General features: G+C 66.2%; 18 protein-coding genes. 9 read left to right on the forward strand and 9 right to left on the reverse strand.

What is annotated here, in order from left to right:
• Window positions 1–156: 156 nt before the first annotated feature.
• The 3 genes from AC3A4T_RS20240 to AC3A4T_RS20250 are packed head-to-tail and all read right to left on the reverse strand — an operon-like array spanning window position 157 to window position 2,610.
• Window positions 157–624 (reverse strand): gamma-glutamylcyclotransferase family protein, encoded by a 468-nt coding sequence (locus AC3A4T_RS20240; RefSeq protein ID WP_487677027.1) that lies wholly within the window; start codon window positions 622–624, stop codon window positions 157–159.
• 55 nt (window positions 625–679) lie between these two features.
• Window positions 680–1,378, reverse strand: a complete 699-nt coding sequence (locus AC3A4T_RS20245) for an alpha/beta fold hydrolase (RefSeq protein WP_487677028.1) — start codon at window positions 1,376–1,378, stop codon at window positions 680–682.
• The gene (locus AC3A4T_RS20250; protein WP_487677029.1) at window positions 1,375–2,610 is read right to left on the reverse strand and encodes an MFS transporter; all 1,236 of its coding nucleotides are present in this window, start codon (window positions 2,608–2,610) and stop codon (window positions 1,375–1,377) included. The genes AC3A4T_RS20245 and AC3A4T_RS20250 overlap by 4 nt, the downstream gene beginning before the upstream one ends.
• Before the next feature lie 76 nt (window positions 2,611–2,686).
• On the opposite strand from AC3A4T_RS20250, the gene AC3A4T_RS20255 reads away from it, so the two are divergent.
• The gene (locus AC3A4T_RS20255) at window positions 2,687–3,646 is read left to right on the forward strand and encodes a LysR family transcriptional regulator (protein WP_487677030.1); all 960 of its coding nucleotides are present in this window, start codon (window positions 2,687–2,689) and stop codon (window positions 3,644–3,646) included.
• A 274-nt stretch (window positions 3,647–3,920) separates the two neighbouring features.
• Here AC3A4T_RS20255 and AC3A4T_RS20260 read toward each other — a convergent pair whose 3' ends face one another.
• From AC3A4T_RS20260 to AC3A4T_RS20275, 4 genes are all read right to left on the reverse strand, one after another.
• Window positions 3,921–4,829: a ZIP family metal transporter gene (locus AC3A4T_RS20260; RefSeq protein ID WP_487677031.1), complete on the reverse strand. Its 909-nt coding sequence runs from the start codon at window positions 4,827–4,829 to the stop codon at window positions 3,921–3,923.
• 19 nt (window positions 4,830–4,848) lie between these two features.
• Window positions 4,849–5,481, reverse strand: coding sequence for a superoxide dismutase (locus tag AC3A4T_RS20265; RefSeq protein WP_487677032.1), 633 nt, complete (start codon window positions 5,479–5,481; stop codon window positions 4,849–4,851).
• Window positions 5,482–5,519: 38 nt separating this feature from the next.
• A complete protein-coding gene (locus tag AC3A4T_RS20270) occupies window positions 5,520–6,089 on the reverse strand; it encodes a DUF2753 family protein (RefSeq protein WP_487677033.1) in 570 nt (189 codons plus the stop codon).
• 91 nt (window positions 6,090–6,180) lie between these two features.
• A complete protein-coding gene (locus tag AC3A4T_RS20275) occupies window positions 6,181–7,107 on the reverse strand; it encodes a LysR family transcriptional regulator (RefSeq protein WP_487677034.1) in 927 nt (308 codons plus the stop codon).
• A gap of 145 nt (window positions 7,108–7,252) precedes the next feature.
• On the opposite strand from AC3A4T_RS20275, the gene AC3A4T_RS20280 reads away from it, so the two are divergent.
• A complete protein-coding gene (locus AC3A4T_RS20280) occupies window positions 7,253–7,663 on the forward strand; it encodes a RidA family protein (RefSeq protein ID WP_487677035.1) in 411 nt (136 codons plus the stop codon).
• Between the two features lie 18 nt (window positions 7,664–7,681).
• Here the strand turns inward: AC3A4T_RS20280 and AC3A4T_RS20285 are convergent, their stop codons facing one another.
• Entirely contained in the window at window positions 7,682–8,170 is a 489-nt protein-coding gene (locus tag AC3A4T_RS20285; RefSeq protein WP_487677036.1) for a hypothetical protein, read from the reverse strand.
• Window positions 8,167–8,742, reverse strand: coding sequence for an RNA polymerase sigma factor (locus tag AC3A4T_RS20290; protein WP_487677037.1), 576 nt, complete (start codon window positions 8,740–8,742; stop codon window positions 8,167–8,169). The genes AC3A4T_RS20285 and AC3A4T_RS20290 overlap by 4 nt, the downstream gene beginning before the upstream one ends.
• Window positions 8,743–9,012: 270 nt before the next feature.
• On the opposite strand from AC3A4T_RS20290, the gene AC3A4T_RS20295 reads away from it, so the two are divergent.
• The 7 genes from AC3A4T_RS20295 to AC3A4T_RS20325 all read left to right on the forward strand — a co-directional run bounded on the left by AC3A4T_RS20295 (window position 9,013) and on the right by AC3A4T_RS20325 (window position 15,233).
• The gene (locus tag AC3A4T_RS20295) at window positions 9,013–10,134 is read left to right on the forward strand and encodes a metallophosphoesterase (protein WP_487677038.1); all 1,122 of its coding nucleotides are present in this window, start codon (window positions 9,013–9,015) and stop codon (window positions 10,132–10,134) included.
• Window positions 10,135–10,265: 131 nt separating this feature from the next.
• Window positions 10,266–10,751 (forward strand): hypothetical protein, encoded by a 486-nt coding sequence (locus AC3A4T_RS20300; RefSeq protein ID WP_487677039.1) that lies wholly within the window; start codon window positions 10,266–10,268, stop codon window positions 10,749–10,751.
• An 80-nt stretch (window positions 10,752–10,831) separates the two neighbouring features.
• Complete coding sequence (locus AC3A4T_RS20305; RefSeq protein ID WP_487677040.1) at window positions 10,832–11,317, forward strand: hypothetical protein; 486 nt, start codon at window positions 10,832–10,834, stop codon at window positions 11,315–11,317.
• Window positions 11,318–11,344: 27 nt separating this feature from the next.
• On the forward strand, window positions 11,345–12,853 hold the full coding sequence (locus AC3A4T_RS20310; protein WP_487677041.1) for an XVIPCD domain-containing protein: 1,509 nt from the start codon (window positions 11,345–11,347) through the stop codon (window positions 12,851–12,853).
• A gap of 65 nt (window positions 12,854–12,918) precedes the next feature.
• Window positions 12,919–14,157: an MFS transporter gene (locus AC3A4T_RS20315; protein ID WP_487677042.1), complete on the forward strand. Its 1,239-nt coding sequence runs from the start codon at window positions 12,919–12,921 to the stop codon at window positions 14,155–14,157.
• Window positions 14,158–14,233: 76 nt separating this feature from the next.
• Window positions 14,234–14,482: an Imm32 family immunity protein gene (locus AC3A4T_RS20320; RefSeq protein WP_487677043.1), complete on the forward strand. Its 249-nt coding sequence runs from the start codon at window positions 14,234–14,236 to the stop codon at window positions 14,480–14,482.
• 178 nt (window positions 14,483–14,660) lie between these two features.
• Complete coding sequence (locus tag AC3A4T_RS20325; RefSeq protein ID WP_487677044.1) at window positions 14,661–15,233, forward strand: relaxation protein; 573 nt, start codon at window positions 14,661–14,663, stop codon at window positions 15,231–15,233.
• Window positions 15,234–15,310: the final 77 nt, after the last annotated feature.

The raw sequence follows: 15,310 nt of genomic DNA on the forward strand, positions 1-15,310 counted from the left end.
GGATGCGGCGCGCGACGCCGTCGATGGCGCCGCGGCGCGATGCACCGTCCACATTCTCGGATGCGATCAGGACGAGGGCAAGGTCGCTCGCGCGCAGCAGTCGCCGACGCTTCGGGTTGCGAACGGACACGAAGTCGATCGGACTTCGCGCCACGATCAGGCTTGCCGATCGGGCCTCGCGGCATACACATTGGCCACCGTCACCGATCCGTCCGGGCCATGCACCGGTACCAGAATGCGCAGGTATTCGTCGCCTTCGAACGCATCCAGCCGCGCCCAGTGCGCGGGCAAGTCGTCGGATGCGAATAGCTGCACTTCGATCGCGTCGCCCGCTTCGGACCAGCGCAAGGCCGGGTAGCCCATGTCGGCGCCCCATCCCGATTGCTCCAACCGTCCGGTGACGAAGTGCCCCGGCGTCCAGCTGCCGTCCAGATCGCTGAGGTGATGATGGTTCGGCTTGCCGGGCGCAAGGGTTCCGTACACGGCGAAGCGGCGATCCGCCTGACAGCGCTCGGCGAAATGGCGTTCGATCGCTTGCGCGGCTTCGCTTGCCGCTTCGGCGCGCAGGCGGTTGAGGCGCAGCAGCGCATCCAGATCGGTATTGTCGAAGTCCACCGCGTTCATTGCATTGCTCCAGTCGATCGTCGAAGTCGGATAGTACGGATGCAGCGCGCTGCGATCACCACGTCAGCCATTGCCGCAACAGGGGATTGGTTTGCAGCGGGTCTTCCATCGTCGGCAGATGGCCGCAATCGGGTATTCGCGCGAGCACCGCGCCGGCGATGCCGCGCTGGATCTCCTCGGCCGCCGCGGGCGGGTTGAGCACGTCGTCTTCGCCGACCACGACCAGGGTCGGCACCGCGATCGAGGCCAGCAGCGGTCGCGAATCGGGCCGTTGCAGAATCGCCGCCTGCTGGCGCCGGTACGCGTGCGCGCCGACCCGTTGCGCCATCGCCCGCACCTCCGCGCCGATCGCCGAATGCACATGGCGCGGGTGCACCAACGTCGGCAGCAATTGCTGGGTGACGCCGGCGAAGCGTCCGCGTTCGAGCAATCGCAGGCCGGCGCGTCGTTGCTCGGCGCGCGCCGGCGAGTCTGGCGCGGCGCGGGTGTCGAGCAGAGCCAGCCGACAGACGCGCTCGGGTTGCTGGCGCAGGACTTCGAACGCCACATAGCCGCCCATCGACAATCCGGCCAGGGCGAACCGCGGCGGCGCATCAGCCAGAACGCGCGCGGCCATGCTCGCCACGCTGTCGTCCAGACTCAGGTCGGCGATGGTCGGCGCGGCGATATCGGCCAGATCGCGCGCCTGATCGCGCCACAGGCGTTCGTCGCAAAGCAGGCCGGGCAGAAACAGCAGCGGTTGCTTGTCGCTCACGCGTCGCTGCTGTCCGGTTGGCGTGGGTCTTCGATCCGGGTCGCCAATACGATACCCGCCAGCGCCAGGCTCGCGGTCAACGCGACTTCGCCGGTCCAGCCGCCGTGCTGCCAGGCCCAGCCGCCGATCACGCCGGTCACGCTGGAGCCGAAGTAGTAGAACAACAGATACAACGACGAAGCATGGCCCTTGTCGGCGCGCGCGAGCCGTCCGACCCAGGCGCTGGCGACCGAATGGGCGACGAAGAAACCGATCGTGATCAGACAGATGCCGACCACGATCAAGGGCAGCGAAGCGGCCAGCGTGACCACGGCGCCGGCGGTCATGATCGCGATGCCGCCAATCAGCGGCGCGCGTCCGCCGAAGTGATCGGCGAGACGGCCGCCGAACGGCGAGGAGAACATGCCGAACACGTAAGCCAGGAAGATCAGGCTGATCCCTGCCGGCCCCAGAGCATAGGGCGCGCCGGCTAGGCGGAAACCGACGTAGTTGAACAGCGCCACGAACACGCTGGTCAGCAAGAAGCCGATCACGAACAAACGCAGCAGGCCCGGATGAGCCAGATGCGCGCGCCAGGACTCGAGATGATGACGCACCACGAAACCACGACGCGGCGCGAACCGGCGCGACGGCGGAAGCAGCGCGGCGAAGCCGATCGCCGCGATCAGCCCGAACGCGCCGATCGCCGCCATCGCCGAGCGCCAGGAACCGATCTCGACCAGCAAGCCCATGCCGACCCGGCCCATCATTCCGCCGAACGCGGTGCCGGCGACGTACAGGCCCATCGCGCCGCTCAGATGGCGCGGGTCCATTTCCTCGGCCAGGTAGGCCATCGCCACCGCCGGCACGCCGCCGAGCATCGCGCCTTCGATCGTTCGCGCCAGCAACAGCAAGCTCCAGTCCGGCGCGACCGCGGCGAGCAGGTTGCAGGCCGCGGCCAGGGCCATCGAGGCGAACATCAGGCGTCGCCGCGACACCTGCTGCGACAGCGCGCCGGCGATGAAGATCGCGATCGCCAGCGCCGCGGTGGTCAGCGACAGCGCGAGCGAACTGACCGCCGGAGCGAGAGCGAAATCGCGCGCGAACTCCGGCAGCAGCGGCTGCACGCAGTACAGCAGCGAGAAGGTCGAACAGCCGGCCAGGAACAGGGCGAAATTGGCGCGGCGATAGGCGCTGGTGCCACGTTCGATCGGCGCGGCGAGGGCGGATAGCGGCAGGGGTGTCGTGCTCATGCGGGCAGGATGGCGCCGCGTGTTTCATTCGTCCAATATATGAAACCTACATGCTCCATATGTTTTGGAGATATCGATGGAACTGCGCCATATCCGCTATTTCCTGGCCGTCGCCGACGAGCGCAACTTCACCCGCGCGGCGGAACGGCTCGGCATCGGCCAGCCGCCGTTGAGCCAGCAGATCCGCGATCTGGAAACCCAGATCGGCGCGCGTCTGTTCCACCGGGTACCGCATGGCGCCGAACTCACCGACGCGGGCCGCGCCTTTCTCGAACGCGTGCGCACATTGCCCGAGCAGGCCAACGCGGCGATGCGTCAGGCGCAGCGCGCGGCGCGCGGCGAGACCGGCGCGCTGCGTCTTGGTTTCACTTCATCGGCGATCCTCGCGCCGCTGACGACCCGGGCGATCCGCGATTTCCGCCGCCGCTACGCCGATGTCGAACTCACCTTGGAGGAAGGCAACAGCGCCTATCTTTCGGCGAAGCTGCGCGACGGGTCGCTGGACCTGGCGTTCCTGCGCCCGGACGGTTCCGAGAACGGCGACATGCGTCTGTATCCGCTGCTCGACGAGGCGATGATCGCCGCGCTTCCGAGCGCGCACCCGGCCGCGCGCGACGGCCGGCGCAAATCGATCCACCTGACCGAACTGCGCGAGGATTCGTTGATCCTGACGCCGCGCACGGTCGGCCCGACCCTGCACGACGCGATCGTCGGCGCCTGCCGTCATGCCGGATTCGAACCGCGCCTGGGCCAGCATGCGCCGCAACTCGCCTCGTCGCTGGCATTGGTCGCGGCCGAACTGGGCGTGTCGATCGTGCCCGAGGCGATGCGCCGGTTCGCGTTGCCCGGCATCGTCTATCGCGACATCGCCGGCCTGCAACCGATCGCGCGTCTGGCGCTGGCGCATCTGCTCGATCAGGAATCGGCGCAGACGAAAAATTTCGTGGCGCTGACCTGCGCGGACCGTCCGCCCGAGCAGAACGACATTGCCCGGTCCGAGGGCGCGGCGAAGAAACGTCGGACGCCGCCGAGGTGACGGCGGAAGCATGAAGCGTCATTCGCTGCGGTGAAGTGCAGGAACTGCAGGCGCGCGGTTGCCATCATCCGCGCTGCTCGTTCGCGTGGATCGCGCAGGCCCAGGAAATCGCCATGATCCAGCTCACATCGGCCTGTGGACGCACACCACTGGCGGCGATTGCAGCCTGCGGTTCGCGATACCGCCCTGGGGGCCGTGCAAGGCGCGGATCGATGCGCTGCGATCTTGTGTCGCGCCGCGTTATCCCAGTGCCGGCCTCAGCCCAGCGCCGGCTTCAACCTAATGCAGTATCCAGCACCATCATCAACACGAACCCGATCATCAACCCGGCCGTGGCGAAACTCTCGTGGCCCTTGCGATGCGATTCGGGAATGATCTCGTGGCTGATCACGAACAGCATCGCGCCCGCGGCGAAGCCCAGCCCCCACGGCAGCAAGGCGTGCGAATGACTGGTCACGGCCGCGCCGAGCACGGCGCCGACCGGTTCGATCAGACCGCTCGCGGCGCCGATGAACACCGACCATAACCGGCCATAACCCGCGGCCAGCAACGCCACCGCCACCACCAGGCCTTCGGGCACGTCCTGGATCGCGATGCCGATCGCCAGCGCATTGGCGCGCACCGCGCCCTCGTTGCCGGCATAACCCACGCCGATCGCCAGGCCCTCGGGCAGGTTGTGCAGCGCGATAGCGAACACGAACAGCCAGGTGCGACGCAGTTTTCCCGGCGACTGTCCTTCGCGGCCCTTGATGAAGTGCTCGTGCGGCACGACTCGATCGATCAGCATGATCGTCGCGCCGCCCAGCAGCACGGCGAGCCCGATCACCAGACTGGCGCCGCGTTCGCCACCGCCGAACTGGGCGGTGGCCTGCGCCGCCGCCAGGCCTGGAATGATCAGCGAGAACGCGCAGGCCGCCAGCATCACCCCGGCGCCGAATCCGAACAGAGTGTCCTGGATGCGATCGGACAGGCGTTGCGAGAACAACACCGGCAGCGCACCCAGTGCCGTCGCCAGCGCCGCGACCGAACCGCCGACGAACGCGGCGCGCACCGCCGGCACGCTGTCGATGAAGCGCCACGCGTCGGCGATCATCGCCATCGCGCCCAGCGCGAGGATCGCCAGCCCGAACCATTGCGCCACGCTCAACCTGCGACCGAACACCGTCGCGCGCGCGCCGCTCATCGCGCCCCCGGCGCGGGAATCAGTTCTGCGCCTGTGCATACCGCCTCGCCACTTCCGGCCAATTCACCACGTTGTAGAACGCGGCGATGTAGTCCGGCCGCCGGTTCTGGTACTTCAGGTAATACGCGTGCTCCCACACGTCCAGGCCGAGGATGGGCACGCCGCCCGAACCAATCCCACGCATCAGCGGGCTGTCCTGATTGCCGCTGCTCTCGACGCCGAGCTTTCCGTCCGCGCTCACCACCAACCACGCCCAGCCGCTGCCGAAGCGGGTCAGCGCGGCCTTGGTGAAGGCGTCCTTGAAGGCGTCGAAGCCGCCGAGGTCGGACTCGATCGCCTGCGCCAACGCGCCGTCGGGTCGACCGCCGCCGCCTTGATCGGCGGGCGCCATGACCGTCCAGAACAGACTGTGGTTGGTATGGCCGCCGCCGTTGTTGCGCACCGGTGCGCGCAGGTGTTCGGGCAGGCGGTCGATCTCGGCGATCAGCGTTTCCACCGCGACGCCGTCGTGTTCGCTGCCTTGCAGCGCCGCGTTGAGATTATTGATGTAGGTCTGGTGATGCTTGCTGTGATGGATCTCCATCGTCTTCGCATCGATATGCGGCTCGAGTGCATCAAAGGCGTAGGGCAGGGCGGGAAGCGCGTAAGTCATGGCGGGTTTTCCGAAGGCGGGAGAGGGGGCAAAGCGAATCAGTGAAGCGCGGCTGCGCCCAGCGACGACAACGCCGACAGACCATCGCGCAACAGGGCTTGGGTTCTCGCGCATGCGCCGTGGCGGGTCTGCCAGTCGAGCAGCGCGAGTCGGGTGCGGCTGAGGTGATGCACGGCGCGGCGACGCGCGGCATCGGGCGCAAGCGGATCGGCGGCGATCCGGATCAGGGCTTCGTGCGGCAGGCACAAGTGGTCGAGCGTGCCGGCCGGATCGCGGCGCTGGCGATGGGTTTCGGACACGTTGTGATGGGCCACGACCAGGGCGGCGAGGCAGTCGTCAGGGCAGGCGGCGAGCGCCGGACTTGCGATCAGCGCGAGCGCTGTCTGCAATGCCTGCCGGTACAGGCGCTGCGCATGCGCGATCTGGCGTCGGTCGAAGGCCGCGTTGGCCTGGCGCGTCAGCTCGCGCCATTGGGCGAGTCCGGTTTGCGCATCCGGTTGCGGGATCGTTTCAAGGCTGGACTGCGCACGCATGGGCGGCTCCTCGGTTGCAAGGGGCCCTTTGCGTGAGGATCTGCGTGCGTATTCAGGCGCTGGGATGATAGCCACGCGCCGTTCGGTCCGTCCAGTCGCGTCGATGGCACGGACTGTCTGATCAGGCGGTCATGATTCGACCTGGATCACGCTTCCGCGACGGCGTTCATGGATCGGGCCGGGTGGTGATCGGCGCGTGCTGCGCCATCAGCTCAGTGATCCAGTCGATGAACACCCGCAGTTTGCGGCTGACATGTCGGTTGGGTGGGAACGCCAGGTACAACGGCATCGGTTCCATCCGCCAATCCTCGAACAAGGGGATCAGTTCGCCGCTAGCCGCATGCGCCTTCGCCATGTAATCCGGCAACCACAGCACGCCCATGCCGGCCAGGCCCGCGGCGAGATAGGCGTTCCCGTCGTCGACCGCGAGCACGTAGCGGCCTTGCACGTCGATGCTTTCTGCGCCGCGCTGCATGGCGTAGCGAAAGACCTTGCCGCTGCGCGCCCAATGGAAGCCGACGATGCGGTGATGGCTGTCCTCCAGTTCGCTTGGATGCGACGGCGCGCCGACGCGCTGCAGATAGCTAGGCGCCGCATACACGCGCAGTTGCAGATCGCCGACATGCCGCGCCATCAGCGACTGATCGGTGAGCGCGCCGCCGCGCACCACGCAGTCGACGTGTTCGCCGATCAGGTCGACGATACGATCGCTCACGCCCATGTCGAACTGGATGTCCGGGTATTGCGCGTGGAACGCGGGCAGCGCCGGCATCAGGATCATGCGCGCGAGCGGGCTGGGCACGTCGACCCGCAACCGGCCCTTGGGCGCCGCCGAGGCGCTGGACAGGCTGGTCTCGGCATCGTCCATGTCGGCCAACAGGCGCACCACGCGCTCGTAGTAAGCGGCGCCGTCGGCGGTGACGGCGAGCTTGCGCGTGGTGCGGTTGAGCAGGCGCACGCGCAAGCGCGCTTCCAGTTGCTGCACCAGCTGGGTCACGCTGGTCTTGCTCATGTGCAGGGTCTGCGCCGCCTTGGTGAAGCTGCCGGCTTCGACCACGCGAACGAAGGCCTGCATCGCATCGAAACGGTCCATCCGTGCTCCGGCCGGGTCGGGGATTGTTTGGATTCTACGGACAGTGATGACCGTACTGGCCTGTTTATCCGCCGGAACCTGTGTCCTAGAGTCCTGGCATCGTTGCAGCGCGGGTCGGCTGCGATTCCTCGATGGAGATAACTCAGTGAACAAACGCGACGTGGTCTTCCCCGCCGGGCGCCAGGCGCTCTACGAACGCAATCGCTACTCGCCAGCGATCCGCTCCGACGGTTTCCTGTTCGTCTCCGGCCAAGTGGGCAGCCGCGAAGACGGTTCGCCCGAGCCCGAACTGACCGCGCAGGTGCGACGCGCGTTCGACAACCTCAACGCGATCCTGCAAGCCGCGGGCTGCACGTTCGACGATGTGGTCGACGTGACCGTGTTCATCGTCGATCCCGAAACGAACTTCGACACCATCTGGAGCGTTCTGCCCGATTACTGGGGCAGCGCGCCATACCCGACCCTGACCGGCATCGGCGTGACCTGGCTGTACGGCTTTCAGTTCGAGATCAAGGTGATCGCCAAACTGCCGCGGACGGATGCGTCGGCAGCCTGATCCACGCCGCGGCGTTCGTCATAGGCCCAGTTGCCGTTCCAGTTCGCGGCGCCGGGCCTGCAGTCGGGCGAAGTTGCGACAGGCCTGAATCAGCACGGCCACCGCGACGGCGAGCATCGCGGCGCCCATCGCGGCCGCGGCCTGGTAAACCGGGCCGCCCGCGGTGAGCGCCATCGCCGATGCGCCGGCGAAAAACAGCGTGGTGAACGTCACCGCCATCCAGCCCGCCACCACCCGGTGATTGGCCAGCAGAGGCCTGCGATGACGCAGCACCCACACCGCATACACGACCCAACTGGCACCGATGCCGAGCATGACCGTGAGCGCGACCCGGGTGCGGCCCGACAACGCAGGCTCGGTTGCGAGCAATGCGCCGAGCAGCACGCTCATCATCAGCGCCGCCAACAACAAGGCGACATGGCCATAGCGTGAGCGCGTGGACAGCGCATGCGTGGTCAGCTGCCGCAGTTCCGCCTCCAGCGAGCGTGGCGAGGATTGGATGATCATGAGCGCGATGCCTCCGGGACAATGTGTTTGCGTAACAGCGTTCTGGCGCGGAACAGCCGGGATTTGACCGTGCCGAGCGGAATGCCCAGCGCGGCGGCGATATCCGCCAGCGACAGCTCTTCGAGGTAGAACAGCGTCAACACTTCGCGTTCGATCAACGGCAGCGACGCCATGCCGACGGCGAGCGCCCGCTCCATATCCTCGTCGTCGTCGTCCGCCTCGACCGTCGCCAGCTCATCGAGATCAATGCCGCTGTCCACGGGCATGGCATAGCGGGTTCGCAGCCGGTCCATGAAGCTGCGGTGCGCGATCCCGAACAGCCAGGCGCGGAACTGCGCGGCCTCGCGCAGTTTTCCCAGCCCCTGCAACGCGCGCAGCCACACCTCCTGGGTGAGGTCGTCGGCCAGTTCGGGGTCATTGCACAGCTTCAGCGCATACCGATGCAGCGAGCCGGACCAGCGCCGGATCAGATCGTCGAACGCCGCGCGCTCGCCCAACTGGCAGCGCACGACCAGCAACAGGTCGGCGCGCGCTTGGTCGATGGGTTCGCGGTCGGATGCGTGTTCGTCCACTGACGGACTCTCCTTCACTCGTCCCCAAGGTAGTCGGTGCATGGGGAAAAAGGTTCACGCTGCGCCGGCGGGACCTTCCAGGCCGCAATCGGCAGTCGCCGGGCGCCGGGTGCTGCCTGGGTCGCATGCTGGAGAAGCGGCGCCGGATCGTCCAAGATCCGGCCACGCGCCGCGCCTGGTTCGGCAACGACGACGCAGGCGCATCGTGGCAAGCTTGAGCGCGGTCTGGCCGCGCCGATGAATCATGACCCCGGACGGAATCCGACCTCGATGAATGCTTTCGCACGTCTGCTATCGGGATGCCTGCTCTCCACGCTCGCGGTTGGCGGCGCGGCCTTCGCGCAGCAGCGCAGCCAGCAACCGGCCGAAGCCGACGCGGTGGCGGCGACATCGATCCAGGACGGGCCGTACCTGAGCTACGGCGCCTCGCAGGTGCAGGCGCAGTGGGTCTGCGACGGCGAGGTGATCCGCAAGACGTTCAAGGCGCGGCGATGGCCCCTGCGGATACCGCCTCGCTGCGGTTATCCCGATCCCATCGACGTCAGGGCGAAGGCGGTCGCCGAACCCACATCGTCGATCAGCGGCGTCGACCGCATCGTCGCCCTGTCCGACATCCACGGCCAGTTCGATCTGGCCGTGCGCTTGCTGCAAGCCAATCACGTCATCGATAAGCGGCGTCGCTGGAACTACGGCAACGGTCACCTGGTCGTGGTCGGCGATGTGTTCGATCGTGGCCCGCGCGTCACTGAGACGTTCTGGCTGCTGTATCAGTTGCAGCAGCAGGCGCGCGACGCCGGCGGCGACGTGCATGTGCTGCTCGGCAATCACGAAACCATGGTGCTGTACGACGACCTGCGTTACGTCAACCCGAAGTACCTGCGCGGCGCCGAGTTGTTGGGCAAATCCTACCCGCAGCTGTACGACGCCGACAGCGTACTGGGCGCGTGGCTGCGCACACTGCCGACGATGCTGAAGATCGACGACCTGCTGTTCGTTCACGGCGGCATCGAGCCGGGTCATTTCGATCTGCATCTGGATCGCGACGCGGTCAACGCGCGCTACCGGCAATCGCTCGGCCTGGCCAAGACCACGGTGAAACAAGACCCGCTGTTCGCGCCGCTCTACGACGGAAAGACCAGCCCGATCTGGTACCGCGGCTACTTCAAGCAAGGCGAACTCGCCCAGAACGACGTGCAGACGATCCTCGACCGACTTGGCGTGAGCCGGATCGTCGTCGGCCATACCTCGATGGAGCATGTCGGCGGCTACTTCGACGGCCGCGTGATTGCCGTCGACAGCAGCATCAAGGAAGGCCGCTCCGGCGAATTATTGTTCGTCGAGAACGGACGCTTGGAACGCGGCATGCTGGATGGAAAACGCGTGCCGCTTTGAGTCGGGTGCGGGGCTTGGTACGACCGCGGAGCGTGGCGTGGCGGTATGGGCGGGACACAGCGGCTGGAAAGGACGGGCAACCACGACAGGCACGGTCTAGACTGGCGGTAATCGGCAGTAGGAAGCTCGCCATGAAATTTCGCCCTCTCGCGGTCTTGCTCGTTCTGGTGTGCTGCGCGCTGACAAGCTGCAAAACCATCGAGCCAGCCAATAGCACGCTCGAAGATTTGCAACAGGCGTCGATGCCCAAGCTGATTGGTAGCGTGTCGCCCGAGCATGAGCAGCGGCGCGCCAAGGCGGCGATGGTGCAGTGGGTCGAGCAGTATCTGAAGCACGAATATCGAGTGGTCGGCCAACGTTTCGTCTTGACCGCGCCCGGGGACACCGCAGGAGCGGCGATCGGCTCCAAGGCGCATCAATATGTCACGCAGAACTTGGGTGGCGCGATGCATATCGATGGCTGGTATGACGATGATAAGTACATGCTGCATGTGTGGAAATTCGGCGACAGCTCACCACGCTATGTGGCTTTCGTGTTGACCCGCGATTTTTTGCCTGGTACGCGCGAACGCCGTATGTTGGGCTATCTGGAACTCGCACCCGTGGCGAAAAATTGACCGGCCCACGACGACAGGAATTCGATATGAGCAGGGAAGAACGACGGCACACGGCCGCATTCAGCAGAAGGAGCATCGCCATGAAACTCCGTCCCCTCGTGGTCTTGCTCCTCGTGGTGTGCTGCGCGCTGATGAGTTGCAAAACCATAGAGCCAACCAATAGCACGCTCGAAGATTTGCAACAGGCGTCGATGCCCAAGCTGATTGGTAGCGTGTCGCCCGAGCACGAGCAGCGGCGCGCCAAAGCGGCGATGGTGCAGTGGGTCGAGCAGTATCTGAAACATGACTATCGGGTGGTCAGTCAACGTTTCGTCTTGACCGCGCCAGGGTTCACCAGCAATGCGGGGATCGGCTCCAAGGCGCATCAGTATGTGACCCAGACTCTGGGCGGCACGATGCATGTCGAAGGCTGGTATGACGATGATAATTACATGATGCTTCTGTGGAAATTTGGCGATAGCTCACCGCGCTATATCGCTTTTACGATTACCAATGTTTTCTTGCCTGGCACACATGAGCGAAGTTTGGTGGGCTATTTTGAACTCGTGCCATCCGCGAAACAGTGACGAAGACCATCCAGGGAAGAAATCAACATGGCAACGGAGCGGCAATACACGGCGGCGGATTTGTATGGTGCGGACGGCCGACCGCGCGCGTCCCATATCACTCAAGATAGTATTTACGACTGCTATTTCCTCGCGCCGATGGGGGCGCTGGGCGAAACACAGCCCGATCGCATTCGCGATGCCATCGACTTCGATGATCGGTCCGGTGAGTTCACGGTAACGCTCTACCGTCCGCCGAACACGCAAGAGCGTGGGCAGGGGCAGACCGATCCCATCCGGGAATCGATCGTCGTGTCGCAAGACGATATTCGCCGGAACATCAGCAAGAAGGGCGGCGGCACGGCCGACAACAATGGCAATGGTGATGGTCCCCTGTGGCCGACCGTGATCGAAGCCGGGTTCGCCGAACTGTACGGCCGCGATGCGCAGGGAAAAGTCAATTTGAACCGGGGTTATCGCACGATAGGCGATCCGACGGGTGGCGGTGGCCTTGCTGACGGCGTGTATGCCTTGACCGGAGAATCAGGCCGCAGTCTCCAGATCCGGAATCCCGACGCCCCGCCGATGCGGCCCACCGGCCCCGACCATGTCGCACGCCCCGAGCCGCCGCCGTACCGGGCACCTTTACATGGCGCCAAGTTGGAGCTGGATGCGGTCTATACCGAGGTGGAGCAGGCGCTGGCGACACATCGGCCGGTATCGATGGCGACGCAAGGCCGGGATGTTCAAGATGGTCTCGAGGAAAGCCACGCCTATATGGTGATGGGCGTGTCGCGCGATCCGCGCACCAACGAGGCCCAGGTCACGCTGCGCAATCCCTACGGGAACAACCTGCTCGCAGACGAAGGTAACCACAACATCGGCGCAAACTGGAACGCGAACAACCCGGAGATCACAGTCAACCTCAATCGGCTTGTAAACGCGGGCAGTTTCGCCGAGTTCAACATCGGCCCGGCGGCGCGCGTGCAGTCGCAGCAGCAAGGCGCGCCTTCGCCTGAGCAGAGCGCGCCAACGCAAGGCGCGCCGACGACGCAGCCGACACCAACGCAACCGGCTCAACCCGGATCGCAGGCACCGGCCGCTTCGCCTCCGGGCGCGGCCAGCATCACCGACCGCAATCACCCCGGGCACGAGCGCTTCCAGCAAGCGATAGACGCGATCGGGCGTTCGCCGAACATCCCGCCCGGTACATTTCCGGACGAACGCCTGCAGCAGGCCGCCGCCAACCTGGCTTATGCCAGCCTCGCGGGCGCGCAACGGCCGCAGGGCGGGCAGAACGAGCGGCTGGATCGGATCGATTTCGTCGTGTTCAACAATGACCGCAGCGGCCTGATCGCCGGTCAGGGCGAACTGCGCAATCCGACCGCGAAACTGGCCCTGCTGCCCGCCGCGCAGGACAACGCCACCAGCCTGTCCCAGGCCTCGCAGCAGGTTCGCGACACCCTGGCCCAGCAGCCGTCACAAGCGCAGGGCGTGGCGCAACAAGCACCCGCGCAGGCGCAGGACGATCCGGCGATCAAAGGCCCGAGGGTTTAGTCCCGCCGCCGCGACCGGCCAATCCCGCAATGGCGCCGCATGCTGCAATGCACAATAATGGCTGCATGACCGTCGCCGCCCCCGTCCGCCCGGACACCCCCGCACCCGCCCCGATCCTGTCTCCCCGCCAGGTCGGCCTGATCGTGTTCGCGCTGGCCATGGGCGGTTTCGCCATCGGCACCAGCGAGTTCGTGGTGATGGGGCTGATCACCGACATCGCCCGCGCGATGGCGGTGACCGAGCCGCAGGTGGGGCATGTCATCAGCGCGTATGCGCTCGGCGTGGTGATCGGCGCGCCGACCCTGGCGATCCTCGGCGCGCGCATGTCGCGGCGCAGTCTGCTGCTCGCGCTGATGGGCTTCTACGCGTTCGGCAATCTGGCCAGCGCGTTGGCGCCGGGCTACTACAGTCTGATGCTGGCGCGCTTCGTCGCCGGCCTGCCGCACGGCGCGTATTTCGGGATCGCGGCCCTGGTCGCCGCGCGCATCAGTCCACCCGAGCAACGCGGCGCCGCGGTCGGACGGGTCATGCTGGGTTTGTCGGTCGCGCTGTTGCTGGGCAATCCGCTGGCGACGTGGCTTGGGCAGAGTTTCGGTTGGCGTTGGGCGTTCGCCTTGGTGTCGCTGATCGCGTTGGCGACGGTGGCGATGACGATGCGGGTATTGCCGCGCGGCATGAACGCGCCGCGTCCGGACGCGATGCGCGAACTGCGCGATTTCAATCGCAAGCCGGTGTGGCTGGCGCTGGGCATCGGCGCGATCGGTTTCGCCGGCATGTTCTGCGTCTTCAGTTATCTCGCGCCGACCCTGGTGCATGTCACCGGCGTGCGCGAGTCGTTCATTCCGTTCGGGCTGATCGCGTTCGGTATCGGCGGCATTCTCGGCACATTGGGCGGCGGCTGGTTGTTCGATCGCCTGCAGTTCCGCGCGGCGGCGTGGATCCTGGTGTGGTCGGCGATCATCCTGCTGCTGTTCCCGCTGGCCGCGCGCTCGGTGTGGACGGTGCTGCCGGCGGTGTTGGCGGTCGGCACGATGGGCGCGCTGGCGACGGTGTTGCAGGCGCATCTGATGGACGTCGCCAAGTCGGCGCAGACCTTGGCGGCGGCCTCCAACCACTCCGCGTTCAACATGGCCAATGCGTTGGGGCCGTGGTTGGGCGGCATGGCGATCACCGCGGGCTACGGTTGGACCTCGACCGGCGTGGTCGGCGCGATCACCGCGCTGGCCGGATTGCTGATCTATGCTTGGGCGCGCGCCGACGCACGTCGCGCAACGCCGTCGACGGTGCCTTGCGAAGCCGATTGATCGTTCGCTCGAAGCGCCGCGGCGATACGAGCACGGCTTCGGCAACCAAGCCGCGAATCACCCAGGACCATCGAACATGAAGATCCACGGTTACAGCGGTGAGGGTCGGTCCAGCGGCGAGATCCAGTCGAAGGAGATGGCGGAAATCAGCCTGGTCGCGACGCCAGCCGAACTTCGCCGGATCGCGAACTTTCTCAACAAGGCCGCCGACACCATGCAGCGCATGGGCGCGAACTACGGCCATGAGCATCTGTCGGACCGGCAACCGGGTTTCGACGACTCACCGCATTTCGTGGTGATCGCCAGCGGGCGTGCCGACGATTAGCCGACACGCCGTCGCCTCGAGGTAAGCGGCGTCGGTCGTTGCCTTGTCCCGCGCCCTGGCATAGGCTCGGGACCGTCTGGTGGGGAGTGTCTGCGATGCGATCGGCCGGATGCGCGGTCATCGCCGGACGCAGCGACCCCGCGCGATCATTGGCTATGACGATCTCAAGGAGGGGACCATGCAGCAAGACGAATTGATGGCCTTGATCAGCAAGACCGCGGTGCTGATGGAGCAGTTCGAGCGGCGTTGCGACGAAATCAGCGCCAGTCAGCGCGCGGTGATGCAGCAACTGCAGCAACTGGCCCAGCAAGTACCCGGCGTGGTCCGGCAGTCGGCCGACGAAAGCCTGCGCAGCTTGCCCGGCGCGGTCATGGGTCGGCTGGAAAGCGGCCTGGACCAGCCGGTGGGCGCTTACGAGAAACGTCTGCAAAGCGCCGGCGGATTGCTGCAGGAAGGCTCGCAGACCCTGGCCGCGCAGCTCAAGCGCATGGAATCGCTGCACAAGCATCTGGTCTGGAAAGTGGTCGGCGCCGCGTTCGGCAGCGTGTTGCTGTTGCTGGTCGGCGGCGGTTGGCTGTTGTGGCAGTACCGCGCCGACATCGACGAGAACCGGGTCGCGGCCGATCTGCTGCGCGCCTACAACCAGGCCGACGTGACCCTGTGCGACGGCCGCCTGTGCGCCAATGTCGAGCCGCAAGGCAAGAGCTACGGCGATCAGAAGCAGTATCGCGTGGTGCAGCCGCGACGCTGAGGCCGTCGATGCGGCGTTGCCGCCGCGGGCATCCGTCCGTCCCGTCCTGCCGATGCGCCGTGCATGCGTCGCGGTCA

The organism is Lysobacter sp. Soil_N_51, assembly GCF_057655755.1.